We start from the raw sequence: 26,665 nt of genomic DNA, 5'->3' as shown, positions 1-26,665 counted from the left end.
TGGTCGGGTCAGGGTTCGGGGGGAATCCAGGCGTGCTCGGCGTATGCCTCGTCAAGAAGCGGTGTACGCGGAGCCCTTTCGCTCGCTGCGGCGCTGCTCGACCGCGCCGGACAGATCGATGTCGCCGACCACCTGGTCCGGGTCGGCGGTCACCGCGGCCAGCAGGCGGACGAACCGGGTGCCGAAGGTCTCGACGGTGCCGGCGTCGAACAGGTCGGTGGCGTAGGTGCAGCACAACACACCGCCGGTGACGGCTAGTCGCAGATCGAAAGACGTTGTCTCGTCGCCGGATTCGTACTCGGACAAAGTGACGCCCGCCATGTCGGCGGCGACCGGCGCAATGTCTTGGAACAGCAGCGCGACCTGGAACAGCGGATGCCGCGAGCGCGGCGGTTCGAGCACCTCGGCCACGCGCTCGAAAGGCACGTCGGCGTGGGCGAAGGCATCCAGATCGTTGTCCCGCACCCGGCGCAGTATCGCGGCGAAAGTGTCGGAGGCGGTTACCTCGGCGCGCAGCACCAGGGTGTTGCCGAACGGGCCGACCACATCGTCCAGCGCCGCGTCGTCCCGGCCCGGGATGGACGCGCCGATGGCGATGTCGGCCGTGCCGGACAACCACGCGAGCAAAGTCGCCAGCGCGGCGTGCACCACCATGAACGGGGTTGCCTCGTAGTGCGCGGCCACCACCGCGATAGCGTCGCGAACGTCGTCCGGGAGTGCGAGCGTCGCGCTCGCCGCGGTGTGGAAAGCGTCGGCGGAACGCGGGCGGTCGGTGGAGAGGCCGAGTTGTACCGGCAATCCGCGCAGTGTTTCTCGCCAATACCGCAACTGGCGCGCGGCCATCGAGTCCGGGTCGTCCTCGGCGCCGAGCAGTTGGTGCCGCCACAGCGCATAGTCGGCGTACTGCATATCGAGTTCGTCCCAGTCCGGCGCGGTGCGGGTGGCGCGGGCCGCGTAAGCGGTAGCGAGGTCGCGGACGAGCAAGCCCATCGAGAAGCTGTCGGCCGCGATGCGGTGGGACACCAGCGCGAGCACATGGTCGCGGTCGGAATGGGTGACCAGGCCGACGCGCAGCGGTACCTCGCCGGTGAGGTCGAACGGGCCGGCGACGAACTCGCGCAGTGCGTCCGCCGGGTTCAGCGAGTGGACCTCCGGTATCGGAGCGGGATCCAGAATGTGCTGGTAGCCGGTGCCGTCGAGTTCGGGATACACAGTGCGCAGCGTCTCGTGCCTGCCGACCACATCACCGACGGCGGCGGCGAGCGTGTTCGAGTCGAGGTAGCCGGTGAGACGCACCACCACCGCGAGGTTGTGCTCGGCACCAGACGGGTCGGACCGGTTGGAGAGCCACGTACCTTGCTGCGCGGGCGAGAGGGGAACGCGCGGGGGGCGCGGCCGCCGTACCAGCGCCGGCTTGCCGCCGGTGCCGATGAGCTGTTGGGTCCGCGCCGCCAGCGCGGTGCGGTCCAGTTGTTTCAGTTCACCCTTGGCCGTCCAGGACACCAGGTCGCCGGTGCGGTACATCCGCTCGCCCGGCGCGCCGAACGGGTTGGCCACGAAACGATCCGCGGTCAGATCCGGACGCGCCACATAACCACGAGCCAACTGCACACCCGCGAGATACAACTCACCCGCGACCCCCACCGGCACCGGATGCAGACGCGAATCCAGCACATACACCCGTGTGTTGAACACCGGAACGCCGATCGGCACCGACACCACGTCATCCTCGGTCACCTCATGATGGGTGACATCCACTGCGGCCTCGGTCGAACCGTATAGATGGCGCACCCGCGCTCCGATCACCTCTCGCGCGCGCCGCGCGGCAACCGCGGGCAGCGCCTCCCCTGACGTGAAGACGTTGCGGAGCGTAATGCAGTCCGCGGCGCGCGGGTCGGCCAGAAATACCCCCAGCATCGATGGCACGAAATGCACCGTGGTGGCGCGCTGCTCGATGATCACGCGGGCCAGATAGGCGGGATCGCGGTGCCCGTCCGGCCGCGCCACCGCCAGCTTCGCACCAAATACCAAGGGCAAGAACAATTCCCAGACAGCGCTGGCGGACGTGGCCGGGGGCTTGTGCAACATCACGTCGTCCGCCGAGAGCGGATACACCGACTGCATACCTATGAGACGGTTCACGATCGCCGCGTGCGAGACCGCCATGCCCTCGGGGCGTCCGGTCGAGCCCGAGGTGAAGATCACATACGCGGTGTGGGCCGGTTGGGGCTCGCCGAGCCGGTCCAGGGCGGTCAACGGCTCGGCGGAGTATCCGCGCAGCTCGAGCCGATCGATCCGGACCTGCCGCGCCTCGCCCGCGTCCAGGTCGAGACCCGAGGTGAGCACGCACACCGGCCGCACCGTCCGCAGCACGTGTTCCAGTCGATCGGTCGGGTGGGCGGGATCGAGAAGGACGCACGCACCGCCGGCGAGGGTGACCGCATAGACGCCGACCACCAAGTCCAGCGAGGATCGCATGCCGAGCGCGACCGGCGCGTCCGGGCCGACGCCCGCTCCGACCAGCCAGCGCGCCAGGCGCCGCGCCCGGCCCGCGAACTCCGAATACGTCAGCGTCGCGTAGCGACTCGGTGGGTCGGGCGACGGGTGGGCCAGCGTCGCGTAGCGACTCGGTGAGGGGTGGTGGTCGGGCGACGGATGAGCCGGCGTCCGCTCCTCGACCGTGACCGCGGGCGCGTCCGGCGTCTTGGCCACCTGCGCCTCGAACAGCGAGATCAGGGTGGCTGCGGGATCGACCGGCGCGGCGGTGTCGTTCCACCGGTCCAGCACCAGCGCGCGTTCCGCGGCGTCCAGCAGGTCCAGGTCGCCGACGCGCACCGACGCGTCGGACACCACGGTCCGCAGCACCCGCGTGAAGCGGGCCGCGAACGTCTCGATAGTGGCGCGGTCGAACAGATCCGTGGCGTACCGCAGCATGCCGCGCAACGTGGTGCCCGCGTTCTCTTGGTGTTCGGCAAGTTCCATGGCCAGGTCGAACTGCGGGACAGGGTTGTCGAACGGGTAGGCCGAGACCGTGAGACCGGGCAGCCGTATGACTGTGTCATCGTGGTGCGCGAAAGTCAGCATGGCCTGCACGATCGGCGAACGCGACTGCGAACGAACGGCATTCAGCTCCTCGACGAGCTGGTCGAAGGGCAGATCGGCATGTGCGAATGCGCGCACGTCGATGTCGCGCACCCGGCCGAGCAGCTGGGCGAAGGACTCGTCGGTGGCGACCGGAGTGCGCAGCACAATGGTGTTGGCGAATCTGCCGACCAGGTCGTCCAGTACTTTGTCGCCGCGACCGGTGACGGTGCTGCCGATGGCGACGTCGTCCGCCCCGGCCAGCCGCGCGAGCAGCGTCGCGAAGGCGGCGTGTAGCACCATGAACGTCGAAACACTGTGCCTGCGTGCGAGTTCGGAAATCGAATCGGTCAGTTCGGCTGGGACCTCGAACTCGGTAGTGGCGCCGCGTCCGGAAGCGACCGGCGGTCGCGGACGATCGGCGGGCAACTCCAGCACCGGTGGCAGACCGGCGAGTTCGGCTCGCCAATAAGCGATCTCGTTCGACAGCATCGATGACGGGTCGTCCGCGACGCCGAGCGCGTCGTGCTGCCAGAGCGTGAAGTCCGGGTACTGCACCGGCAGCGGACGCCACCGTGGAGTTTCCCCGGCGATGCGCGCGGTGTAGGCCGTCATCAGGTCGCGGACCAGCGGCCCGGCGGAGGCGCCGTCCGCGGCGATCCGGTGAACCACGACGACGAGCACGTGATCGCCCCGGTCGATGCGCAACAGGCTCGCCCGCAACGGGATCCGGGTGCACAAGTCGAAGCCGTCGGCCGTTGCGGCCAGCACCGCGTCGCGCACCTGCGGTTCGGTCACCGCGATCGGATGCAGACTCGGCGCGGACATGTCCGGGCCTTGCAGCACCACCTGGGTGGGGCCCTCCGAGTCGGTGGGGAAAACGGTGCGCAGTGCTTCGTGCCGGTTGATCACGTCGCGCAGGGCGGCGCGCAGCGCCTGGTAGTCGAGCGCGCCGGTGAGGCCGATCGCGAACGGAATGTTGTAGACACCCGAGCCCGGATCCAGCCGGTGTGCCGACCACATCCGGGATTGTCCCGGCGACAGGGGAATTCGCGTAGGACGCTCGCGGCGCGGCAACGGCGCAGCCGGCTCCGCCAACGGCGTGACTCGGCGCGCCAGCTGGGCGACGGTCGGCGCCTGGAACACCTCCCGGACGGTCAGCGCGCAGCCCAAGGTCGCGTTGACCCGGGCGACCAACCGCACGGCCAGCAGCGAGTCGCCACCGCGGGCGAAGAAGTCGTCGTCCGCGCCGATCCGCGCCACACCCACCAGGTCGGCGACCAGCGTGGCGAGCACCGCCTCGGCCCCTTCCCGCGGCGGCCGGAACCCCGACCCGGTCGCCACACATCCACGAATCACCTGAAAGTCGCCGCGGCCCAGGGATTCCAATGTGCCATCGCGGGTCCAGCGCACCAGATCTCCGGTCCGGTACATCAACCGGCCGGGCACGCCGAACGGGTCAGCGACGAATCGTGCCGCGGTGAGTGCCGGGCGGGCGTGATAGCCGCGCGCCAGCTGGTCGCCCGCGAGATACAGCTCGCCGGTGACACCGATCGGCACCGGACGCAACCGGGCGTCCAGCACGTAGACCCTGGTGTTCCAACACGGGCGGCCGATCGCCGGTTTCCGGCCCGATTCGATGTCCGCGTCGGTGAACTCGTGACCGATCGCGGAAATCGCCGTCTCGGGCGTGCCATAGGCGTTGTGCAGCACGCCGCCCACACTGCCGCGCAGCGCGGAGAGCAGAGCCGGGGTGAGCGCCGCACCGCCGCAGCGCAAATGCCGGAGCGAAGCCAACGCGTCGCCCATCCCCTGACCGATCAGCGCGGCCAGCATCGACGGCGCGTACTCGGCGATGGTGATTCCGTGTTCGCGCAGCATTCTCGCGACGTACCAGAGGTCCAGGTGCCCGCTCGGCCGCGCGACCACCAGCTGGGCTCCGACCGCGATGGGTAGGAAGCATTCCCACACCGACACGTCCGAGGTCAGCGGAGCGTGCTGCAAGATGCGGTCGGACGCGGTGACTCGGTAGCGGAATTCGAGCCAGCGCAGTTGGTTCAGGATCGCCCGGTGGCTTACCGTGACGCCCTTCGGAAGCCCGGTGGAATCGGAGGAGAACAACACGTAGGCCGTGTTGTCCCGGCGCGGAACGGCGATCCGCTCCGCGTCGGACACCGGCCCCTCGGCGATGCCGTTCAGGTCGAGATCGGCGAGGTCGAGCACGGGCACGCCGTCCAGGCCGGGCAACGCAGCGCCGCCCGCCGTCAGCACCAGCCGCGGCGCGGCGCTCGCGACGACCCGCGTCAGGTGGTCGGCGGGATGCGCCGGGTCGATCGGCAGGTACGCCCCGCCAGCACGCACGATCGCGTACATCGCCACGAGCATGTCGATCGAGCGCAAGGCGGCCAGCCCCACGATGACCTCCGGGCCCACACCCAAACCGATGAGTGCCCGGGCCAGCCGGTTGACTCGGGAGGCGAACTCCGCGTAGGTAATCGCGGCGTCCTCGTAACGCACGCCGATCTCGTCGGGTGTGGCCGCCACGCGGGAGGTGAGCAGAGCGTCCAGCGTCTCGCCGGGCAGGGCATGCGTGGTGGCGTTGCGGTTCGACAGCAGCATTCCGCGTTCGGCCAGCGACATCAGCTCGACGTTGCCGACAAGGACCCGGGCGTCGCGGACCATGGCGCGCAGCACGCGTTCGAACGCGGCGAGGAATCCGGCGACGGTCGGCGCGTCGAACAGGTCGAGCGCGTAGCGCAGGTGCACGTCGATGCCGTCCGGCGCGCCCTCGGCGGTGTAGCGGTCGGTCAGCGTCCAGTCCAGGTCCAGGTGGACCGGCGCCGGTCCGACCTGGAACGCGGCGATGGCAAGGCGGTGCAGCCGGAACTCCGGCGTGAGCTGGTTGCGCAACGTCAGCGCGACCTGGTACAGCGGCGCGTGCGCCTGCGAGCGGACCGGGTTCACCGCCTCGACCACCTGCGCGAACGGCACCGCGGCATGGGCGAACGCGGCCAGACCCGTCGCGCGCACGGACGCGAGCAACTCGGCCAGGCTCGCGTCCTGGCGGACCTCGGTGCGCAGCACCAGGGTGTTGACGAACGTACCGACCACGTCGTCCAGCGCCGCCGCGCCGCGTCCGTCGACCGGCGCGCCGATCACCACGTCGGCGTTCGCGCCATAGCGGCTCAACAACACGGCCAGCGCGGTGTGCAGGACCATGAACGGCGTTGCGCGATGCGCGGCGGCGACGTCTCGGATCTGCTGGTGCAGAGCGGCGTCCAGCCGACCGGTGAGCACACCACCCCGGTTCGTGGCGACGGCGGGGCGGGGCCGATCCGACGGGAGGGTCAGCACGTCGGGCAGCCCGGCCAGGTGATCGGTCCAGTAGGCCAGCTGTCCGGACAGCACGGAGGCCGGGTCATCGGCCGAACCGAGCGCGGCGCGCTGCCAGATCGCGAAATCGGCGTACTGCACGGGCAGCGGTCCCCACGCAGGGGCGATGCTCGCGCAGCGCGCGACATAGGCATTGGTCAAGTCCCGGGTCAGCGGGGCGAAAGACCAGCTGTCGGCCACGATGTGGTGCACGACGAACAGCAAGACGTGGACCCGCGCACCAGTGGGCGCCTCGTCCTCGACACGCCACAGTCGTACGCGCAGCGGCACCTCGGCGGTCACATCGAAACCGCCCCGGGTTGCCGCGCCGACGAGTTCGGACACCTGCGCCGCTGGCACCGGCCGCGCGACCAGCTCGACCAGCTTCGTCCCGGCGGGAAGCAGCACTTGTGTTGCCACGCCGTCGTGTTCGGGATAGAGCGTGCGGAGCGTCTCATGCCGTGCGATCACATCGGCGATGGCCGCCTCCAGGGCAGGCACATTGAGCGCCCCTTTCAGACGCAGCGCGAACGGGATGTTGTATCCACCGCTCGCGGTATCGAACCGATTCAGAAACCACATGCGCTGCTGCGCGATCGATAACGGCGTCGGCCCGCTGCGCTCCTGCGGCGTGAACGGCGGCAGCGCGACAGTGTTGGTGTCACTCGGCGGCGAAACGACGGGTCCGGTCTCGGCCGGTGTCAGCACGACCCGTCCGGGCCCAACCGGGGACAACGCGACCGGCTCGGCCCGGCGCGACGACGACGCCACACGCCCACTCCCAGGCGGCAGCGACACGACTGGCGCGCTCCCAACCGACGATGACGCCACAGGTCCGACCGGCGGCGACACGACGGGTTCAGTCCCAGCTGGGGACAACGCGACCGGCTCAACCTCCCTCGACGCCGACGCCACACGCCCGCTCCCATCCGGTGGTGACACGGGGACGGATCGAGTATCAACCGGCGCTGACGCCACTGGCTCAACCTCGCTCGGCAGCGCCACACGTGCGGTCCTCAGCAGCGGCGACACCACGGATCCAGTCCCAGCGGGCGATAGCGCGACCGGCTCGGCCCGGCTCGACGCCGACTCCTCACCCACAGCCGGCACCGACTCGACAGGCGCGCTCGCAGCCGATGACAACCCCGCCGGCTCAACCTCGCTCGGCGACGCCACAGGCCCGCTGCCAACCGGCGGTGACACGACGGATCCAGCCTCAACCGGCGCTGACGCCACCGGCTCAGCCTCGCTCGGCAGCGCCACGCGTCTGGTCCCCATCGGCAGCGATACGGCGGGCGCCCTCTCAACCGGCGACAACGCCGCCGCCTCACCCTTGCTCGCGGACGCCACGGGTTCGGTTTCCACCGGCGACAACGCGACCGGCCTGCCTTCGCTCGGCGGCGGCGTGACAGGTGCGACCTCGATCGGACGGTTGACGGCGATCCGCCGCGCCAGCCCACGCACCGTTGGCGCGTCGAAGATCGTGCGCACCGCCACCTCGGCGCCAGTGGCCTTGCTCAGCCGCGCGGCGAGCTGGGTCGCGCTGAACGAGTCGCCGCCCAGGGCGAAGAAATCGTCGTCGACGCCGACCTCGGTCACTCGGAGCAAAGCCATGAATGCCTGGGCGACAAGGGTTTCCGCCACTCCGCTCGGTACTTGGAACACTATTGGTTCGAACGCGGGCGCGGGCAGGGCCATGCGGTCCAGCTTCCCGGAGGCGTCCACCGGGAAACGATCCAGCACGACGAAAGCCTCCGGCACCAGGTAGCCGGGCAGCCGCTCGGCCACGGCCTCCCGCACCGTGGCGATCTCTACCGGCCCGGTGGCCACCAAGTAGGCGACCAGTTGCTCCTCCGTGCCGCGATCGTCACGCACCAGGACGGCGGCCTGCCCGATGCCGGGTACCGCGAGCAGGGCCGACTCGATCTCACCGCGGTCGACCCGCAGGCCACGGATCTGGACCCGGAGGTCGGCGCGGCCCAGGAACTCCAGCTCGCCCGCGGCGGTCCACACCGCCAGGTCGCCGGTGCGGTACATTCGCTCGCCCGCCGGACCGAAAGGATCGGCGACGAACCGGCCACCGGTGCGCCCGGCGCGGCCCAGATAGCCGCGCGCCAGCTGGGCGCCTGCCAGGTACAGCTCGCCGGGCACTCCCACCGGCACCGGCTGCAGCCGCGCGTCCAGCAGGTAGGCCCTGGTGTTCCAGATCGGCCTGCCGATCGGCACGGTCTCGAAGTCGGCGTCGGAAACCTCGTGGAAGGTCACCTCCACCGCCGCCCCGGCAGGTCCGTAGCCGTTGTGCACGGCCGCGCCGGTCAGCCCACGCATCCGCTGGGCGACAGCGCCGGGCAACGTCTCGCCGGAGCAGAACACCTCCCGCAGCGACGGCACCTCGATACCCTGGCCAACGAAGGCAGCGAGCATGGACGGCACGAAATGCGCCACCGTCACGCCCTCGCTGCGGATGAGCCCGGCCAGATAGGCCGGGTCCCGATGACCGCCCGGTCGCGCCAGCACCATCCGGGCGCCGGCCTGCAAGGGCCAGAAGAACTCCGGCACCGATGCGTTGTCGGTGCCGGGCGCCTTCTGTAGCAGCACATCCCCCGGACCCAGCGCGGCATACGCCGACTGCATCCAGCGCAGCCGGTTCACGATGGCGCCGTGACTCATCACCACGCCCGTGGAACCCGAGGTGAACACCACGTACGCGGTGTTCGCCGGGCGCAACGGCGCGCGCCGATCGGCATCGGTGAGCGGGCTGCCCGGATAGCGGGACAGGTCGAGCCGATCGATCCGTATCTCGGCGGCAGCACCACAGTTCAGGTCGGACCCGTCGGTGAGCACGCACACGGGCTGCGCCATGGCGAGGATTTGCTCGGCGGATCGGCCGACCTCCAGCGGAAGGTAGCCCCCACCCGCTTCGATGACCGCGTATATGCCGACGACCAGGTCGAACGGATGCCGAATACACAGCGCCACCAGCGATTCCGGCCCGACACCCTGAGCGACGAGATACCGTGCCAGGCGGTTGACCAGCCCGGCGAACTGGGCGTACGACAACGTCGTCCGGTCGAAGGTGATCGCGGGCGCATCCGGCGTCAGGGCAGCTTGCGCGGCGAAAAGTGAAGCCAGCGTGGCAGATTCGCCGACCGGGTGCGCGGTGGCATTCCACTCGCGCAGGATCCGCGCGCGCTCCGCGTCCGATAGCAGCTCGATGTCTCCGATGCGTACGTTCGGGTCGACCGCGACGGCGACGAGCAACCTCCGGAATCGGGCCACGTAGGACTCGGCCGTCGCCGCATCGAACAGATCGGTCGCGTAGCGGAGGCTTCCGGATAGTCCCGCCGACCCGGCCTTCTCGCCGACGACCAAGTGCAGGTCGAATTCAGCTCCCGTGGCAGCGATCTCGACCGGCCGCACCGATAGCCACGGCACCTCCAGTTCTCTGCCGCCGACCACGGGCGTCGCGCTCTCGAAGCTGAACATCACCTGGAACAGCGGGTGCGCGCCGGAGGTGCGATCCACCCGCAAGGCGTCCACCAGAAGCTCGAACGGCAGGTCGGCGTTGGCGAACGCGGCCGAATCGCCGTCCCGCACATCCGCGAGCAGCGTGGCGAACGAAGCGTCCAGGGCGACCCGCGTGCGCAATGCCAGGGTGTTGTCGAACAAGCCGACGAGCGCGTCGAGCGCACGGTCCCCGCGCCGCGCGACCGGCGAGCCGATGACGATATCGGCGCTGCCGCTCAGCCGCGCCAGCGTGGCGGCGAACGCGGCGTGCAGCGTCGTGAACAGCGTCGCTCCGCTACGCCGGGCCAGCGCGCGCAGACCGGCGGTCACTTCGGGCGGAATCACGAAATCCACGGCCGCGCCGCGTTGCGATGCCACGGCGGGACGTGGCCGATCGGTCGGCAGCGGCAGCTGCGCGGGCGCGCCGTCGAGCACGTCACGCCAGAAACACAACTGCTGATAGGACAGATCACCCGGGACGTTCGCGGCCCCGAGCACTTCCGCGTGCCACAGGACGTAGTCCGCGTACCGCGTCGGCAGCGCGTCCCATTGCGGTCGTCTGCTGGTCAGCCGGGCCAGATAGGCCTTGATCAGATCGGTGACCAGTGGCGCCACCGACTCGGCGTCGGCCGCGATGCGGTGCACGACGAACACCAGCACGTATTCGTCGCCGATGACACCCCGTGCCCCGTCCCCCCGGTCGACCGCCAGCAGCGCGACCCGCGACGGCAGCTCGGTGGTCAGATCGAATCCGGTGCGGACGATTCCCGCCACGGCGTCGTCCACCGCGGAGCGGCTGATCGGCACCGCGTGCAGGCCCAGGCCGATGTCGGCGGCGTCCAGGACGGATGGGTAAGGGCCGCTTCCGGTCTCGGGGTAGCGGGTGCGCAACGTCTCGTGCCTGGCCAGCACGTCGAGCACGGCGCGCTCCAGCGCTTTGACATCCAGCCGTCCGGTCAGCCGGAGCACGATCGGAAGATTGTGGACGCTGTCGGCGCCGTCCTGGCTCTCGATCCGATTGAGGAACCACATCCGCCACTGCGCCGGCGAGAGCGGAACCGGCCGCTCGCGGCGGACCAGCGGGGGCGCGAGGGCACCCAATTGCTCGACGGCGAAGCCCTCCACCGTGGTCGTGTCGAACAACGCGTGCGCCGGAATCCGCCCGGCGGCAGTCTCGTCCGTGTGTTCGGTGATCTGAGTGTTGTCCGGCGACCTTAGGGCAACGGCCCCGCGGCCCAGATAGATCAGCTCGCCGTCGTCGCTCCACCGGACCATTTCGCCGGTGCGGTACATCCGCTCCCCTGCCGGTCCTTCCGGGTTGGCCACGAATCGCTCGGCGGTCAGCCCCGGGCTGGTGACGTAGCCGCGCGCCAGTTGCACACCGGACAGGTACAGCTCGCCCACCGCACCTCGTGCCACCGGCCGCAGGTGGTCGTCCAGCACCATCAGGTCGGTGTCGTCGGCGGCGGCACCGATGGGCACCTGGGTGACGTCCTCGGCGGTCACCTCGTGGGCGGTCACGTCGATCGCGGCTTCGGTGGGTCCGTACAGGTGGTACAGGGTCGCGCCGCTGAGGTCGCGGAAGGCCGCCGCCGTCGCGGCCGGTAGCTCCTCACCGGAGGCAAAGACCATTCGCAACGAGTCCAGCGCCGCCGCGTGCCGATCAGCGACGAACCTCGCGAGCACGGACGGCGCGAAATGCGTGACGGTGACACCGCTCGCACGGATCACCCGGGCCAGGTACGCCGGGTCCCGGTGCCCGTCCGGCGCGGCGATGACCAGCCTCGCGCCGATCGACAACGGCCAGAAGAACTCCCACACCGACACGTCGAGGGTGCACGGCGTCCGCTGCAGTACCACGTCGTCGGCCCGTAGCCGGAAAATGCGCTGCCGCCAGCGCAGATTCGCCACGATCGACCGGTGCGACACGGCCACGCCCTCCGGACGTCCGGTCGAGTCGGAGGTGACCATCACGTAGGCGATGTCGTCGGCCGACCGGGCGACCGCGGGTGCGGGCAGCGCAGGTAGACCCGCGAGCTGATCGATCCGCAGCGTCGGGACGTCCGCGCCGAACTCCGGCTCGTCCCACGTGGTGGTGAGCACGACCGCCGGTTCGGCGACCGTGAGCACGGCGGCGATGCGGTCGGCCGGTTCGTCGGGGTCGATCGGCAGATACGCGCCACCGGCCTCGATGATCGCGTACATGCCGACCAGGAGGTCGAACGAGTGCCGAATGGCCAAGGCCACCAGGGTCTCCGGCCCGATGCCCAGCGCGGTCAGATGCCGGGCCAGCGCGGTGACCCGGTCGCCGAATTCGGCATACGTGAGCGTCGCGGAGCGACTCGATGAAGGGTGGTGGTCGGGCGATGGGTGGGCGAGGGCCGCTCCCACGTATTCGAGCGCGACCGCGTCCGGTGTCCGGCGCACCTGTTCCTGGAACCGGCTCACCAGCGTCTCGACCGGCGCGGGCGCGGACAGGACCTCGCGCGCCGCCGTGCGCGCGTCGTCGAGTAGCGCCTCCAGCACCGAGCCGAGCGCGGCCTCGCCGGATTCCAGCAGCGCGGCAAGCCGACTGGAGACGACAGCCGAGACCAGGTCGTCCGGCCCGAGTTCGGGACCCATCGCTTCGGACGGCGCCGCGAGTTCGGCCGCAAGCGCCGCATAGGTGACGACGACTTCGTCATGGTGCAACGCCACTCGCCACGGCTGCAGCTCGGCGACGGTGGCGATCAGGGCGGGCAGATCGTCGATGCCGTAGGGACGGCGCGGGTTCGCGCGATCGCCGGGCGCCGACCGGGTACCGATCAGGCTGGACTCCACCGAATCTGCATGCGTCATCAGCGGTTTCCTTCCGAGTCGGCAACCAGCGCCGAGTCGGCAGCGATGTCGGCGTTCGAGGTGACGCGCAAGAAACCCGCCAACGGGCGCGCGCAGCGCGCGACGACGGCCGCACAGACGAGAGACGTGGCGGAAGAGGACCCTGCTCGAGTTCCCGCCGATGCCGAACCTTCCCCGAGTCCGGCACCGGCGGGGTTCTCGGTGACCGTGAGCTGGAGATCCAGCGTGGTCGCTCCGGTGTCCAGGGTACTGCTGGACACCGACAGTTCGGGCAGTTCGAACGCGATTGCCTCGGGGTTGTCGACGACGAGCGGCAGTTCGAAGGCGTCTGCCGGGCCATGCGATCCCAGCACGAACGAAACGGCGTGGCTCGCGCTCGAGCGCCGGATCGGATCGCGCGACCAGACGCGCCGCCGTGCGGGAGACAGCGGAACCAGCGGCGGCCGTGGCCATGCCCGCAGCTGCGCGACCAAGGACGCGCCGCCGGATCCACCGGCCCGCTCGACGAGTTCGCCCTGTTCGGCCACCGTAGGCGCGGTGGTCCCATCGCGAACCCCGAGCGGGCAGTTCGGTTCGGCGGCCGGCCGGGCGACCGGGGTCGCCACGGAGCTGTTGCCGCCGGGTGTGCAGAAGTCGTCGTCGCGGCCGAGTCGCTCGTTACCGGGCACCTGAGCGACCGCCTGTCCCACGGCGGTCACGGACCTGGTGTGATCCGGCTCGTGGTGCGTGGCCCGCGGCACCGGATCCTCCGACCGGCCGTCCGGACGACCGCGGGAGTCGGCCATGCGGCGCGCCGCAGTCAGTCCGGATGCCGCCATGCCGCCCCGGGTGAGCTGTACCCCCGACAGATACAGCTCACCCGGCGTTGCGGCCGGTACCGGCCGCAGCCGTGCACCGAGCAGGTAGTGCCTGATGCCGAACACCGGCGCGCCGATCGGCACCAAGAGAGCATCGGTGCCCACCGACCCTCGCAGCCCTTGCGCGAACGCGACGCCCGGTGCCGCGCCGGAGGCGAGCACCAGCGAGGTCCGGCGCGCGACCTGCTGGCCGGTTAGCTCCGCACCCTGCACCAGAGCCTCCTACTTGTGGCGAAACGTCAGCCGTCCGAATGCTTTCGGGCAGTCCGAACAAGCCGCTGCGCCCGGCTGCCCACCTCGGGTGCGCGGCGTTTCACCACGTACGAGTCGACGAAAAAGCGCGAGCGGTCACACCGCACGCGCACGGATTTGCGACAGATTCCTCCAACGTCACGGCCGTGGACCCACGGCTATGTCAGCTACACCACACGGACGTGATCCGTGCAGTGCGAACCTTAGGCGGTCCGTCAATAAAAGGGAACTACTTCCTCTAAAAATTTCTGGACGGACGTGCAGGTACGGCTCCCGGCGGCCAGAAGCCGAGGTCCGAAGCCTGTGTGCGGTCACATTCTCGCCCCACCGGCGTCCTGCCGCAGCCCTGGCTGAGCAGATTAAGCGCCGAAACGTTGCATCCGCGTTGCATCGGCGCCCATCCGTCGATCCAGGACTCGGATCTTGGCCTCGATCTGCGCATAGAGCGCTGTCTCTGGATCGGCTGTCGCACGGTAGGCCGTCCAGGCCGCGGCGTCGTCCCGGCCTTCCGCGCCGGACGTCCAGCGTCGCAGCACCCCCGGATCGCCGGACTTCAACACCGCGATGCGCAATCGCACCCGGAGCTCGTCGCGAATGTCGATGATGCCCGGCGCGGTCGAGCGCGGCAGCACGGGCCCGGCATGAAGTCGCAAAGCCGAATCGACATCACCGGAGTCGAGCGCGGCGCGGAGCGCTTCCACATCGGTGGCGACCGGAACATGCAAGCGGTAGGGCCGCGACCCGAAGACGGCCGGACCCACCACCGCCCGCAACCGCGACATGGCCGCGCGGATAGTGCCGTTGTCCAGATCGGAGTCATCGAGCAGCAGGGCGAGATGGTCGGCGCCGAGCCCCTCCGGATGTTCGGCGAGCAGCAGCAGGATCTCGGCCTGCCGCTGCGACAACGGAATTCGCCGGTCGGCGATGCTCAGCTGCGGCTGCCCGAGGCCGAGCACGTCGAGGCCGAGCCGAGCGGCGGGTTGCGGCCGCCCCGCGTCGCGCCGGGCCGCGTCGCGCTGCCCGGGCCGCATCGCGGTGAGCAGCAGGTCCATCTCCGCGGCGGTGGCGGTGGCTTTGACCAGCGCGAGGATTTCCGGCCTGGCCACACGGACACCACCGGCGATCATCAGCACGCCGACCAGCCTGCCGTCCGGATCGTGCACCGGCGCCGCGGCACCGGTGATCTGACGCATCCGGTACAGGAAATGCTCGGGTCCGTGGATCCACGCGGCGCGCCCGGTGCGCACCACCAGGCCGATCGCGTTCGTTCCGATGCGGCGCTCGCTCAGGTCGTCGCCCGCACGCAGGCCGACCTCCGCCGCGGCCGCCACCCGCTCGTCGTTGCCCTGCACCGAGAGCACGCGGCCGAACTGGTCGGCGACGACGACCATCAAACCCGTTGCGGCCGTGTCCTCGACGAGCAACTTGTCGATCAGCGGCATCAGCGCGGCGATCGGATGGGCCTGGAGGTAGCGCCGCAGATCGGCGCCGCGCAGACCGCGGTCGTCGAGCGCGTCCATCGGATCGACCCTGCCGCGCAGGCTGCGCAGCCACGATTCCAGCACGGGAGGGCGCAGCAAACCGGCGAGCTTCCCGAGCTGATCGCCACTCGCGCCGAGGTATCCGTGCGCCTGCTCGGCATAGACCTCGAGCGCACCGAGTGGGGCGTCCGGCTCGGTGCCGTGCCATGGTGGCTGCCCACCCGCCATGTTGCTGACCATTTGCCTTTTCTTTCCGCCTCAAACTGTACCGGCGGGTAGCGGGCAAATGGTGGGCTTTGTCCGTCAGGTCACAGCCAGCGCGGGCCATGCCGACTGTGACGCAATGATCCGCACTACGAGGCGAGGTGCGCGGCCGCCTTTTCCGCGAGCATCACCACTGTGGCCTGTGGGCCACGCCCCAGCGGCACGGGGACGACGGAGAGGTCGACAATCGACAATCCCGCCACGCCGCGCACTCGGCACATCTCGTCCACGACGGCCGCCGCGTCGTCCTCGCGCCCCATCGGACAGGTCCCGGATAGGTGTTGCGAAGTGGCCAGATTCGCGCGGAGCCAGGGGTCGAGATTCCCGCGCGCCGGAATGGGATCGACCGGACGCGCGTTCATTCGGCGCAGCAAGCCGGCGGCGGTCGACACCGCGTCGCGCAGGCGGGCGCGATCGGCTTCCTCGGCGAGGTAACGGTAGTCGATCAGCGGCGCGTCGGCGGGATAGGCCGAGCGCAGCCGCAGCACACCGCGGGATCGCGGACGCATCAGCGCGACGCCGAGCCTGCGCACGCCGGGTGTGAAAGACACCGCGTACGGCCGGATCTCGATATCGCCGACATCCAGCACGGTTTCCAGCGGCACGGTCTGCCGCCCGGCCAGGTCGAGTTGATAGGAGATGCCGATCTCGGGATGGTCGGTGAACCCAGCGCCGACGGCGGCGGCGTGCACCACCGGAATGCCCAGTGCGCACAGCTCTTCCGGATTGCCGATACCGGAACGCAACAGCAGGACGGCCGACTCGATCGCACCGGCGCTGAGTACGACGCGGTCGGCCCACTCGGTATGAGCCTTGCCCTCGCGTACGCAGTCCACTCCGATCGCCCTCGACCCGTCGAAGCGAATGCGGGTGGCATACGTCCGTGGCGCGACGCTCAGGTTCGGGCGCGACAGCGCGGGCAACAGGTAGCCGAGCGCCGTGCCGGTCCGCCTGCCCCGGTCACAGTTGCACGGCACCACGCCGACGCCGTCACCGCAGTCCGGCGCGTTGAGATCGGGGACCTCGGCGATACCGACGTCCAGGCACGCCGCGGTGAACGCTGCGCTGACGGGGGCCGGATGCTTGGTGCGGTGCAGCGGAACCGGACCGCGGTCGCCGTGCCACGGGCGATCGCCGAAATCCAGGTCACGCTCGGTGCGGCGGAACACCGGCAGCACGGCGTCGAACGACCAGGTGGGCGAGCCGCCGAGCGCCCGGCTCCAGGCGTCGAAGTCCGCCGTCGTGGCCCGGACGAAATACCCGCCGTTGATCGCCCCCGAGCCGCCGATCACCTTGCCGCGCACGATGGTCGCCGGCACCGGCGGATCGTCGGCGAGGACCACTTCGTAGTGCCACAACCACTCCGCCCCTGGACGCAGTGGCATCGCGGTCGCGTCGAGCAATTCGACCGGGACCGCGGCGGGGTCGTCCCACAATTGCCCCGCCTCCAGCACCCGCACCGTGTGCGCCGGGTCCGCGCTCAGCCGCTCCGCCAGGACACTCCCGGCCGTACCGCCCCCGACGATGAGTGTGTCGACCATGCTGTTCCGCCTCTCCGCGTCTTTGGGCCGTACCAGTCGGGCGACGCGAGATTCGCGTTCAGGTCCTGCGTTGGTGCCGCTCGGGTTCTGGGCGTTCCCGGTGAGTTACCCATGTACTCACGAAATCAATAATTGCGAACGACGGCGTGACGATCGCGGCCCGAGAGGGCTCAGCTCACGTGGTGCGGCGGCGCGGGCGACAGAGGGCACGATCGGGGTTGGATCAGCGGGGGGTCGTGGGTTTCAGCGATTCCAGGCTGCGTGCGTGGAAAGCGCCGAGCCACAGGCCGGTGCCGTAGGCGATGTCGTCGAGCCGCTTGTAGGCCACGTATCGCATCGGATCGAGTCCGCCAGCGTCGCGATGGGTGAACCAGTCGGCCAGGCCGTCCGCGACGGCCATCGTGACGGCGATACGCCGGATCCGCCGCGAGACGAGCATCGCCAGCAGCGTGATCGGCCAGTAGTGCCTGCACATGGCCGAGGCGAGCCGCCAGAGTCCGGCGAAGAAGCCGCGCGCCAGATAGATCGCGGCGACCCGGGTGGGGTTGTCCAGCTCGGCGAAAACCCGGCGCAGGCGGGCCAGCGCGGTGATCAGGGTGACGATCCCGCCGAGCAGTCCCCACTTGGTCAGCGTGGCGAACAGGAACGCGGCCAGCACCGTCCAGGACGGCACCGAGAGCGGTGCGACCATCCCGGCGTGTCGCTCGCCCAGCGGCGCGGCGCCGGTGCCGTAGAACAGCTTCCGGCCGAACCAGGCGCGGAAGCAGACCCGATGGTCGTGCGCCACGTGCGCCGCGGGTTCGTAGCGCAGCCGCCAGCCCACCCGTTCCAGCCGCCAGCACAGGTCGACATCCTCGGCGACGTGCATCGACTCGTCGAAGCCGCCCTCGGCCAGCAACGCCCTGCGGCGCACCAGCAGCGCCGCGCTCGGTACGTAGGACACCAGCCCGCGCGAGTGCACGGCCGCCTCGCGCCTGCCGAGATCGAGCGAGGAGCGGGTGTGCTCGTAACGCGCCAGCGCGTTGGACTCCGGGTCGAGCGCGACGATCCGCGGCGCGACCAGTGCCACCCCGGGGTCGCTGAAGTGGCCGAGCATCACCTCCAGCCAGCCGCTGCGCGGCACCACGTCGGAGTCGAGAAACGCGACGAAGTCGGTGGTCGCCGCCCGCAAACCGGCGTTACGCGCGGCGGCCGGGCCCTGCTTGCGGTCGTGCCGTAGCACCGTGACCCGGCAACGGGTTCCGCGATTGCGCGGAATGCGGACCGGCTGGTCCGAACCATCGTCCACCACGATGACGTTGTGCCCGCGCAATGCGGCGAGCAGCCGCGCCAGCCCCTCGGCGTTGTTGTGCAGCGGCACGATGATGGTGACGTCCTCCGGCGACGGCAGCAGGCGGGGACGCGGATTGGCCACTCCGGAGTCGAGCAGCCGTCTGGCAACGACGGCGGACTTCGGGCCGTTCACCTCGAGGTACCCGTCGCCGATCATCTCGGCAGCCTCCGGGGCAAGCCGCAGCAACCGGGCCGGCGAACCGCCGATCAGGACCCGCCCTCCGGAGTATGCGCGTACCCGAGGATCGATCCGCACCCCGAATCCATCGGGCAGGCGATCATGGCGCATTCCTGGCATGCTAGGCGGAGATTCGCGCGCGGACATCAACAGTGCGGAAAAATCGGCGGAATTCCGGGCGGTACCGGCCCGGTGTCGGACACCTGGCGCGCCGGAGTCGATGCCGACAATTCGCCTACGCAGCTTCCTCAGCATCCGGCAACAGAGTGGCTATTGCCCGGTCGTGGACCACGCCGCCGCCGAGCCTGGGCTATTAGCACCCTTCCAGCAAATTGCATGGCAGCACGCCAGCGGACTCTTGCCGCACGCCCGCCCAGGTCGGCGTTCCGGCGTGAAACCGGCCGGGCGCGTCGCGCTCGGGACCCAGCCCTGCGCCCGGCCACAACGAACAAAATGGAACATGTTTCACCGCCCTGGAGGGCGACAGGATGAATTCCACCCGTCGCCGGTCCGGACGACCAGCCCTTCCGGATCCGCGCCGAGTCGAACGCGCGGCGACCGGGGCCGGAACGCGGCGCTTTAGACTTCGGGTGGCAAGCAGCTGAACAGAATGTGACGGGCGACATACGCCCCGCGGTGGTAGAGGTGGCATGGGAGTCGGACGAATGCAGGCGAACGGGGGCGGCAGCACACTGTCGGAGTCCGAGATCGTCGAGGCCGCACTGCGGGTGGTCCGCCAGGACGGCGTGGAAAAACTGTCGATGCGGCGACTGTCGCGCGAACTCGGCGTCTCGCCCATGGCGCCCTACTACTACGTGGCCGACAAACGCGAGCTGCTCGACCTCGTCGCCAGCGCGGCACTCACCGGAGTCCGCACGCCACCAGCCGAAGCCGGTCCGTGGCAGCACCGGCTGCGCGACCTCGTCGACCAGATCGACGAGAAGCTGCGCAAGCATCCCGGTCTCGGCGACATCCTGATCGAGCAGATGCTCGGCAAACAGTTGGACCTGATCGCCGCGATCATGGACATCCTGGACGAAGCGGGCTTCGACGATCGCAACGTGCTCGCCGCCTACGCGACCATCCACACCTACCTCTTCGGCCGCAGCCGGGTGAACCCGCGGGACCGCTCCGCACCGGCCGACGTGACCCTGCCCCCCGTCGTCGAGCGGGCCACCCGGTACATCGGCGACCTGCGCGGGCGGTACTCGTACGACTTCGGCATGGACGTGCTGATCGCCGGTCTGGAAGCCCAGCTTGTCCGGCAGGCGGCGACCGACGTACGATAAAATTGGAACACGTTCTAGTTTTAGGCTTCGAGAGGACGACATGACCACTGTCGAGATTCCGCACGGCTCGCGCTCGGTCGTGCTGCGGGTGTCCGCGGTGATCGCCGAGACGGCCGACACCTGCTCGCTGGTCTTCGACGTCCCCGACGAACTGGCCGAGAAGTTCCGCTACCAACCGGGGCAGTTCCTCACGCTGCGTATCCCCAGCGACCGCACCGGCTCGGTGGCCCGGTGCTATTCGCTGGCCAGCTCCCCTTACACCGACGACCGCCCGAAGGTCACCGTCAAGCGGACCGAGGGCGGCTACGGGTCGAACTGGGTGTGCGACAACGTGAAAGCGGGCGACCCGATCGAAGTACTGCCACCTTCGGGCGTTTTCACACCCAAGGATCTGGACGATGATCTGCTGCTGTTCGGCGCGGGCAGCGGCATCACACCGGTGATGTCCATCCTGAAGTCGGCGCTGGCACGCGGCACCGGCCGGATCGTGCTGGTCTACGCCAACCGCGACCACGAATCGGTGATCTTCGCCGGTGAGCTGCGCGAGCTGGCCGACAAGCACCCGCAGCGGCTCACCGTGATCCACTGGCTGGAGTACCTGCAGGGGTTGCCGACGGCCGACGCGCTGGCCACCCTCGTCGCGCCGTATCGGGGCTACGACGCGTTCATGTGCGGGCCGAAGCCGTTCATGGACCGGGTGCACGACGCGCTCGCACAACTGGGCGTGCCGCGCTCGCGCACGCACGCCGAGGTGTTCAACTCCCTCGCCGGAGACCCGTTCGCCGACCAGGCGCCGGTCGAGGTATCCGACGCGGAGGCCGCCGACGCGGCGACCGTCGAGGTGGAACTCGACGGTGAAGTGCACGAGCTGAAGTGGCCGCGCAAGCAGACGCTGGTGGACATCATGCTGGCCAAGGGCTTGGACGTGCCGTATTCCTGCCAGGAAGGCGAATGCGGATCGTGCGCGTGCACGGTGCTGGAGGGCAAGGTCGAAATGGACAATGCCGAAATCCTCGATCCCGAAGACATCGACAACGGCTACATTCTCGGCTGCCAGGCGCATCCCGTGACCGATCACCTGAAGATCCAGTTCTGAGTCCGGCTCCGGAACCGATCGGCGTTCACCGCTTGCGCGGCTGAATCATCTAGTACGGTAGTCGGCGCGGAGTGCGGGCGGCAAATGCTCGGTCGCGTAGCCCAACGCGGTACGCCCCATGGCCGTGGCGTGCTGGTCGAGGAAGCCGGTCAGCAGCGCTCGGTCGATGCGCTTGCCGATTTCGCGCAGCATCCAGCCCAGTGCCTTCTGGATCAGGTCGCGCCGGTCATCGAGCAATAGTTCACTCAACGCGAACGTGGTCGACGCGTCGCCCGCCTTGATGAACGCGAACGTGGACAGCACGGCGACCCGCCGCTCCCACAGCGAATCAGCCTGTGCCAGTTGGAAGAGCAGATCGCGGGGTTTGTCCAGCAACCACGGGCCGACGATGTTCTCGGCCGACACGTCGACGAGATCCCAGTTGTTCACCCGCCCCCGGCGTACCGCCGCCAGGTACAGCTCCACCATGGCGGCGCGAGCGGCGTCGTCGAAGGTGCGCGGCTTGGACGCGGCGGCGAATCGCGCGTTCAGGATGACCAGTCCGGCGAAGCGATCCTCGTGCACCGCGCTGTCGAGCAACCGGTCGATCTCGACGAGCGGAAGCGCCGCGAAGCGTTTCGCGACACCTCGGCTCGTCGGCACGCGGACGCCGATGAACACGTCACCCTCGCCGTACTCCCCCGGCCCGGTCTTGAAGAACCGCTGCAAGTGCACCGCGTCGGCCGGGTTCGCGACTGCCCGCAGAGCCGCCTGCACATCCGCCGCGCTCACCGCCACCTCGGTCATCGAACAACCCTCCGTTCCGGCCTGCATCAACTCCCGGCGCGACCGCGGAACTATTGAACCGCCTTTCGCCTTTGCCCGCGCTGGGTGAGCGGCTGCGCGTTCACCCCTGCGCGCCCAGAATGCGGCCCGACTCGAAAGCCGCCGCGCTGGCGGGCAGCGCACCCGGCCTGCCGCTGTTCAATACCCGGACCTCGCCGTTCCCGGTGCTCGGGCGACCAAGAGCCTCGATGCGCCGAACGGTCTGCGCGGCAACGGCTTGGGCGCTGTCGAAGAGGCGCACACCGTCCGGGAGCGCGGCCATGATCGCATCGGTCACCAGCGGATAGTGTGTACAGCCGAGCACCACGCCCTCCACGCCCGCGGGAGTCTGCGCGGCGGCGCTGGCGATCGCGTCGCCGGCCGCCGCCAAGTCGCCGCGATCGATCGCGTCCGCCAGCCCATGGCATGCGACGCCGACCACCTCGGCAGCACCGCCGAACTTCGCGATCAGATCCGCCTGATACCGGCTCGCGGTGGTGGCGGCGGTGGCCCAGACCGCTACCGAGCGGCACACGGCGGCCGCGGGCTTGATCGCGGGCACGGTGCCGATCACCGGAACGCCGGGCCCGACTTCCGCGCGGACATGCTCCAGCGCCGTGACGCTGGCGGTGTTGCACGGCAAAACGATCACCTCGGCGCCCGCTCGAAGGGAAGTCCGCGCGGCGTCCACCACGCGCTCGACCATCCACTCCTCCGGCTTCGGCCCCCACGGCGCGCCGTCCGGGTCCAATTGCAGGAGCAGATCCACATCCGGACGCAACTTACGCAACCAAGCGGAGGTGGGCAGTAACCCCAGACCTGAGTCGATGAGCGCGACGATCACCGGACCACCGTATTACTGTGCCGCCTCTCCGGGTATTCAGGCCGTACTAGTTGGGTGGCGCGTGATTTGCGTTCGGATCCTGCGTTGGGTGCCGCTCGGGTTCTGGGCGTTCCCGGTGAGTTGCCCATGTACTCGCGAAGTCAGGGATTGCGAGCCCATGGTTCTGCGTACCGTCGCGCGACGATCGCGGCGTCGAGCGAGAAGATCAGCTCGGGGTGAGCAGTTCCGTCATGGGGGCTCCAGTGGCGATCTTGGCGCGGGCCTTCATCACCTGGGCGGTCATGCCCGCGCCGACCACGCCGGTGAGAGTGCCCGCCTGGGAGTAGTAGGCGAGGAATTTCCGGCCGTCGTCGGAGACGATGTGCACGTCGTCGGTGGCGTTCGGGGTGCCGAGGGCCTGGATCTTGACGTCGTACTGGTCGCTCCAGAAGTACGGCACGCGGGCCGCGGTGGGCGCCGCGGCCCCGAGCAACGCGCAGGCGAGCAGTTTGGCCTGTTCGCCCGCGTTGGTCCAATGCTCGACCCGTTTGCGCGATCCGGTCTCGTGCAGCCAGGCCGCGACGTCGCCGACCGCCCAGACGCCCGCCACGGAGGTGCGTCCGACCTCGTCGGCGAACACCCCGCCACCGGCCGCCGGCTCGCCGAGGGCGATCCGGGAATCGCTCAGCCATTCGGTCACCGGCCGCGAGCCGACCCCGATCGCGACGAGGTCGACGGCGATCTCCGAGCCATCGGACAGCCGCGCACCACGGATCCGGCCCGCGTCATCGCCGTGGAGGGTGTCCAGGCCGGTGCCGCAGCGCAGGTCGACCCCTTCCGCGCGGTGCATCCGCGCGATCAGTTCGCCCACCTGTGTGCCGAGCACCGAGGCCAGCGGCGCCGCCTGCGGTTCGACCAAGACGACCCCGACGCCGTTCGCACGGAAGCTCGCCGCCAGTTCGCAGCCGATGAACCCCGCGCCGATCACCAGCGCCGTCGCGGCGTCAGCCAAGTCGGTGCGGAGGGCGACCGCGTCGGTGTGAGCGCGCAGCACATGCACGCCCCGTAGATCCGGCAAGCCGGGCAGGCGGCGCGGGCGCAGGCCGGTGGCGATGATCAGCTGGTCGTAGTCCAGCGTGCTGCCGTCGGCCAGGCGAACGCGCCGGGCATCGGTATCGACGCTGACCGCTTCGGTGCTCAGTCGCACATCGATGCGATTCTCGGCGTAGAACTCGCTCGGCCGCAACGTGGTGTCGTCGGTTTCGCCGCGCACGAACTGTTTGGACAGCGGCGGGCGATCGTACGGCAGTCGCGCCTCGTCCCCGACGAGTACCAGCTCACCGTCGTAGCCCGCGCGGCGCAGTTCCTCCGCGGTGCGCAGGCCGGCGAGGCCGGCTCCGACGATCACGATCGGCGCGGTCATGCGGCCATCCCTTCATTGGAACCCGGACCGCCGATTCGGTGGGCTGGCGGTGACACGCAGCCAACCCTAACCTTTGCTTGGTCTTCCATTCTGTGAGGACTGTCACGTCCCACCTATGCCACGCACACCCGCGAAATCGTAGTCATCCAGATATTGATCGGCCGGTCAATCAGGACTATACCGAGAACTGGGACACAATCCACAGCCCGAGGAGGCACACAATGTTCACCGAGAGCCGCGCGCAAGATTTCCTGGCTGTCGTGCTCGGGGTCTTCACCGCCCTGTCACCCATCTGGGTGGACACGAACAACAACGCCATGTGGTCACTGATCGTGCTCGGCGCGCTCATCGCCCTCACCGGCCTCGCCCAAATGGCCCGTCCCGAGATGGCGGCGGCGGACTATGTGATGGGCCTGTGCGCCGTACTGCTGTTCATTTCCCCCTGGGTCATGGACTTCACCGAGTACCGGGCCGCATCCTGGACCGCATGGGTAGTCGGAGTAGTGACGGCGGTGGTCGCGGTGGCGGCACTGCCGACGGTGTCGGATCGCCTGCACGGCGTGGCTCCGCATCACTGATGCAGATGCCGAAATCCCGGCGCGCCGGACGTCGCCGTAGCGCGAAAGTCGATGGCGACGCCCGGCAGCTCATCCTCGATGCCGCGGAAAAGCTCTTCGCGGCACAGGGATTCGACGCGACCGCGACGGCGTCCATCGCCGCCGCGGCCGGCGTTCCCAAAGGGCTCGTCTTCTACTACTTCCCGACCAAGGATTCGATTCTCTCCGCGCTGATGTCCGAGCGAGTGCCCGCGCACCCGATCGACGACATCGGCACCGTGGTCGCGCCGGGTGATCCGGCGACGAGCCTGGTCAACCTCGATACCGCCCTCAATCTGCGCGACCATCACTCGTCGGTGCTGCGGGTGATCATGTGGCGAGAGGCCGACACCCATCCCGACGTGCGACGCCAGCTGCGCCGCCTGCGCGACCAAATGCTGGACGTCACCGCCAAAGTGCTCCAAGCGAGTGCGCCGGTCCCGGTCCGTCCCGGCACCCTGCGCGCATGCGCCGCGGCGTGGGTCTCGGCGATGTTCGCCCTCGCCAGCACCGACCGGCTGCACGCGCTCGACGGCGTGCCGCTACCCACCGCCGACGAAGCACTCAACATCGCCCAAGTGGTCGCGGCAGGCATGACCCAGATGGGCTGAAGTCCGCAGAGGCGGCGCGGCGTTATCCACAGCGGGCGTGTTATCCACATTCGGTAGTCGGCCGGCTGTTCCACGCTCCCCGGTCCGCCACGATCGTCGGTATGGAAGCACCGCAACTGATCTCGCGTCGGCAAGCGCTGGCGTCCGGACTGTCCGACAAACAACTGCGGCGGCTGTGCCACACCGGACAGTGGCATCGCCTGCGGGCCGGGCGCTATCTGAATTCGCCGGACTCCGGTCTCGGCGCGACCGATCGCCATCTGCTGCTCATTTTCGCCACCGCGGAGACCACGTCCGATTCCGCGATCACCAGCCACTGCTCCGCAGCGGTGCTGCACGGGATGTCGACCTGGGATATCTCACTCGACCGCGTGCACCTGACCAGGAACCGGATCAACGGCGGCCGCCTGAGCAGACGGGTCGTCGTCCATTCCGCGCAGGTAGAACCGGACGAGATCACCTTCGTCGAGGACATCCGCGTGACCACTCCGGCGCGTACCGTCATCGATATCGCCCGATCGGAAGGCTTCGAGCAATCGGTCGCCCTCGGCGATTCCGCGCTGCGCCGCGGTGTGACGACCACCGCCGAACTGCGGGAACACCTGCGCCGGGCCCGGCACCGGCCGGGCCGCCGCCGAGCTGCCCGAGTACTCGATTTCCTGGATGGCCGCAGCGAAAGCACCGGGGAATCCCGCAGCAGAATCCTGCTGCACCACTGCGGCTTCCCTGAGCCCGAGGTACAAGCACGCGTCTTCTCCGATAGCGGAGTCTGCGTCGGCCGCGTCGGCTTCCTGTTCCCCGACCTCGGCCTGATCGGCGAGTTCGACGGAAAAGCCGAGTATTCCCACGCCTTACGCGGTCCTCGCTCCCCCGGACAGATGGTCGACGCGAAGAAGACGCGCGATGACCAACTCCGCGCTCTTGGCTGGATGGTGGTCCGCTGGACCTGGGACGATCTGGCCGACCTGCCGGATCTGCTGCACCGCCTCCGCACCGCCGCGCGAGCAGCGGCTCGAGGCCACCGATCCGGCTATTGGACCCCAACCCCGAAGCCGTGACTCAGTTTGCCGCTGAGCGTGGGCAACCGCCTTCGCTGGAAGTCAACCGGCCGGTGTACCGACTCGACCCGGCGAGTGCACGGAGCATACCGGCCCGATGAGCCATGAGACCGTACCCTCGCGTGAAGTTCGGCCTACGAGCACTACTTCGTCCAGATCGAGAGTGTCGCCGGCGACCGCGCCGGTGGGTACAACCATGTCAACCTCCCTGCGCACGATCGCGGCGGCCACTTCATCCCCTGGGAAATCCCCGACCTGTGGA

Annotated in this window: 13 protein-coding genes; 5 read left to right on the top strand and 8 right to left on the bottom strand. The window is 69.4% G+C overall.

Annotated elements, in window-relative coordinates; all coding sequences use genetic code 11:
• Positions 1-51 precede the first annotated feature (51 nt).
• The 5 genes from AB0M45_RS07465 to mftF form a co-directional block, all read right to left on the bottom strand.
• The gene (locus AB0M45_RS07465; RefSeq protein WP_364323941.1) at positions 52-12,798 is read right to left on the bottom strand and encodes an amino acid adenylation domain-containing protein; all 12,747 of its coding nucleotides are present in this window, start codon (positions 12,796-12,798) and stop codon (positions 52-54) included.
• Positions 12,798-13,868, bottom strand: a complete 1,071-nt coding sequence (locus AB0M45_RS07460; RefSeq protein ID WP_364323939.1) for a hypothetical protein — start codon at positions 13,866-13,868, stop codon at positions 12,798-12,800. Before AB0M45_RS07460 ends, AB0M45_RS07465 begins: the two co-directional genes overlap by 1 nt.
• Positions 13,869-14,266: 398 nt before the next feature.
• On the bottom strand, positions 14,267-15,628 hold the full coding sequence (locus AB0M45_RS07455) for a GAF domain-containing protein (protein WP_364323937.1): 1,362 nt from the start codon (positions 15,626-15,628) through the stop codon (positions 14,267-14,269).
• A 113-nt stretch (positions 15,629-15,741) separates the two neighbouring features.
• Complete coding sequence (gene mftG / locus AB0M45_RS07450) at positions 15,742-17,193, bottom strand: mycofactocin system GMC family oxidoreductase MftG (protein ID WP_364323935.1); 1,452 nt, start codon at positions 17,191-17,193, stop codon at positions 15,742-15,744.
• A 223-nt stretch (positions 17,194-17,416) separates the two neighbouring features.
• Complete coding sequence (mftF, locus tag AB0M45_RS07445) at positions 17,417-18,814, bottom strand: mycofactocin biosynthesis glycosyltransferase MftF (protein ID WP_364323933.1); 1,398 nt, start codon at positions 18,812-18,814, stop codon at positions 17,417-17,419.
• 554 nt (positions 18,815-19,368) lie between these two features.
• Between mftF and mftR2 the strand changes: the two genes are divergently transcribed.
• Together mftR2 and AB0M45_RS07435 are read left to right on the top strand one after the other, a co-directional pair.
• On the top strand, positions 19,369-19,992 hold the full coding sequence (mftR2, locus tag AB0M45_RS07440; RefSeq protein WP_364323931.1) for a mycofactocin system transcriptional regulator MftR2: 624 nt from the start codon (positions 19,369-19,371) through the stop codon (positions 19,990-19,992).
• 40 nt (positions 19,993-20,032) lie between these two features.
• Positions 20,033-21,088: a ferredoxin--NADP reductase gene (locus AB0M45_RS07435; protein ID WP_364323929.1), complete on the top strand. Its 1,056-nt coding sequence runs from the start codon at positions 20,033-20,035 to the stop codon at positions 21,086-21,088.
• Positions 21,089-21,133: 45 nt separating this feature from the next.
• On the opposite strand, the gene AB0M45_RS07430 is transcribed toward AB0M45_RS07435, so the two are convergent.
• From AB0M45_RS07430 to AB0M45_RS07420, 3 genes are all read right to left on the bottom strand, one after another.
• Positions 21,134-21,874: a DNA alkylation repair protein gene (locus AB0M45_RS07430; protein WP_364323927.1), complete on the bottom strand. Its 741-nt coding sequence runs from the start codon at positions 21,872-21,874 to the stop codon at positions 21,134-21,136.
• A gap of 100 nt (positions 21,875-21,974) precedes the next feature.
• Positions 21,975-22,736, bottom strand: a complete 762-nt coding sequence (locus tag AB0M45_RS07425) for an aspartate/glutamate racemase family protein (RefSeq protein ID WP_364323925.1) — start codon at positions 22,734-22,736, stop codon at positions 21,975-21,977.
• Positions 22,737-22,941: 205 nt separating this feature from the next.
• The gene (locus AB0M45_RS07420; RefSeq protein ID WP_364323923.1) at positions 22,942-24,138 is read right to left on the bottom strand and encodes an FAD/NAD(P)-binding oxidoreductase; all 1,197 of its coding nucleotides are present in this window, start codon (positions 24,136-24,138) and stop codon (positions 22,942-22,944) included.
• A 221-nt stretch (positions 24,139-24,359) separates the two neighbouring features.
• Between AB0M45_RS07420 and AB0M45_RS07415 the strand changes: the two genes are divergently transcribed.
• The 3 genes from AB0M45_RS07415 to AB0M45_RS07405 all read left to right on the top strand — a co-directional run bounded on the left by AB0M45_RS07415 (position 24,360) and on the right by AB0M45_RS07405 (position 26,403).
• Positions 24,360-24,716: an SPW repeat protein gene (locus AB0M45_RS07415; protein WP_364323921.1), complete on the top strand. Its 357-nt coding sequence runs from the start codon at positions 24,360-24,362 to the stop codon at positions 24,714-24,716.
• Positions 24,716-25,345: a TetR/AcrR family transcriptional regulator gene (locus tag AB0M45_RS07410; protein ID WP_364323919.1), complete on the top strand. Its 630-nt coding sequence runs from the start codon at positions 24,716-24,718 to the stop codon at positions 25,343-25,345. The genes AB0M45_RS07415 and AB0M45_RS07410 overlap by 1 nt, the downstream gene beginning before the upstream one ends.
• A gap of 101 nt (positions 25,346-25,446) precedes the next feature.
• Entirely contained in the window at positions 25,447-26,403 is a 957-nt protein-coding gene (locus AB0M45_RS07405; RefSeq protein WP_364323917.1) for a type IV toxin-antitoxin system AbiEi family antitoxin domain-containing protein, read from the top strand.
• The last annotated feature ends 262 nt before the right edge of the window (positions 26,404-26,665 follow it).

The sequence above is a fragment of the Nocardia sp. NPDC051787 genome (assembly GCF_040681325.1).
Lineage (GTDB): Bacteria > Actinomycetota > Actinomycetes > Mycobacteriales > Mycobacteriaceae > Nocardia.
Note: the sequence above shows the minus strand (reverse complement) of the source record. Positions and strands in the feature narration are given on the sequence as shown.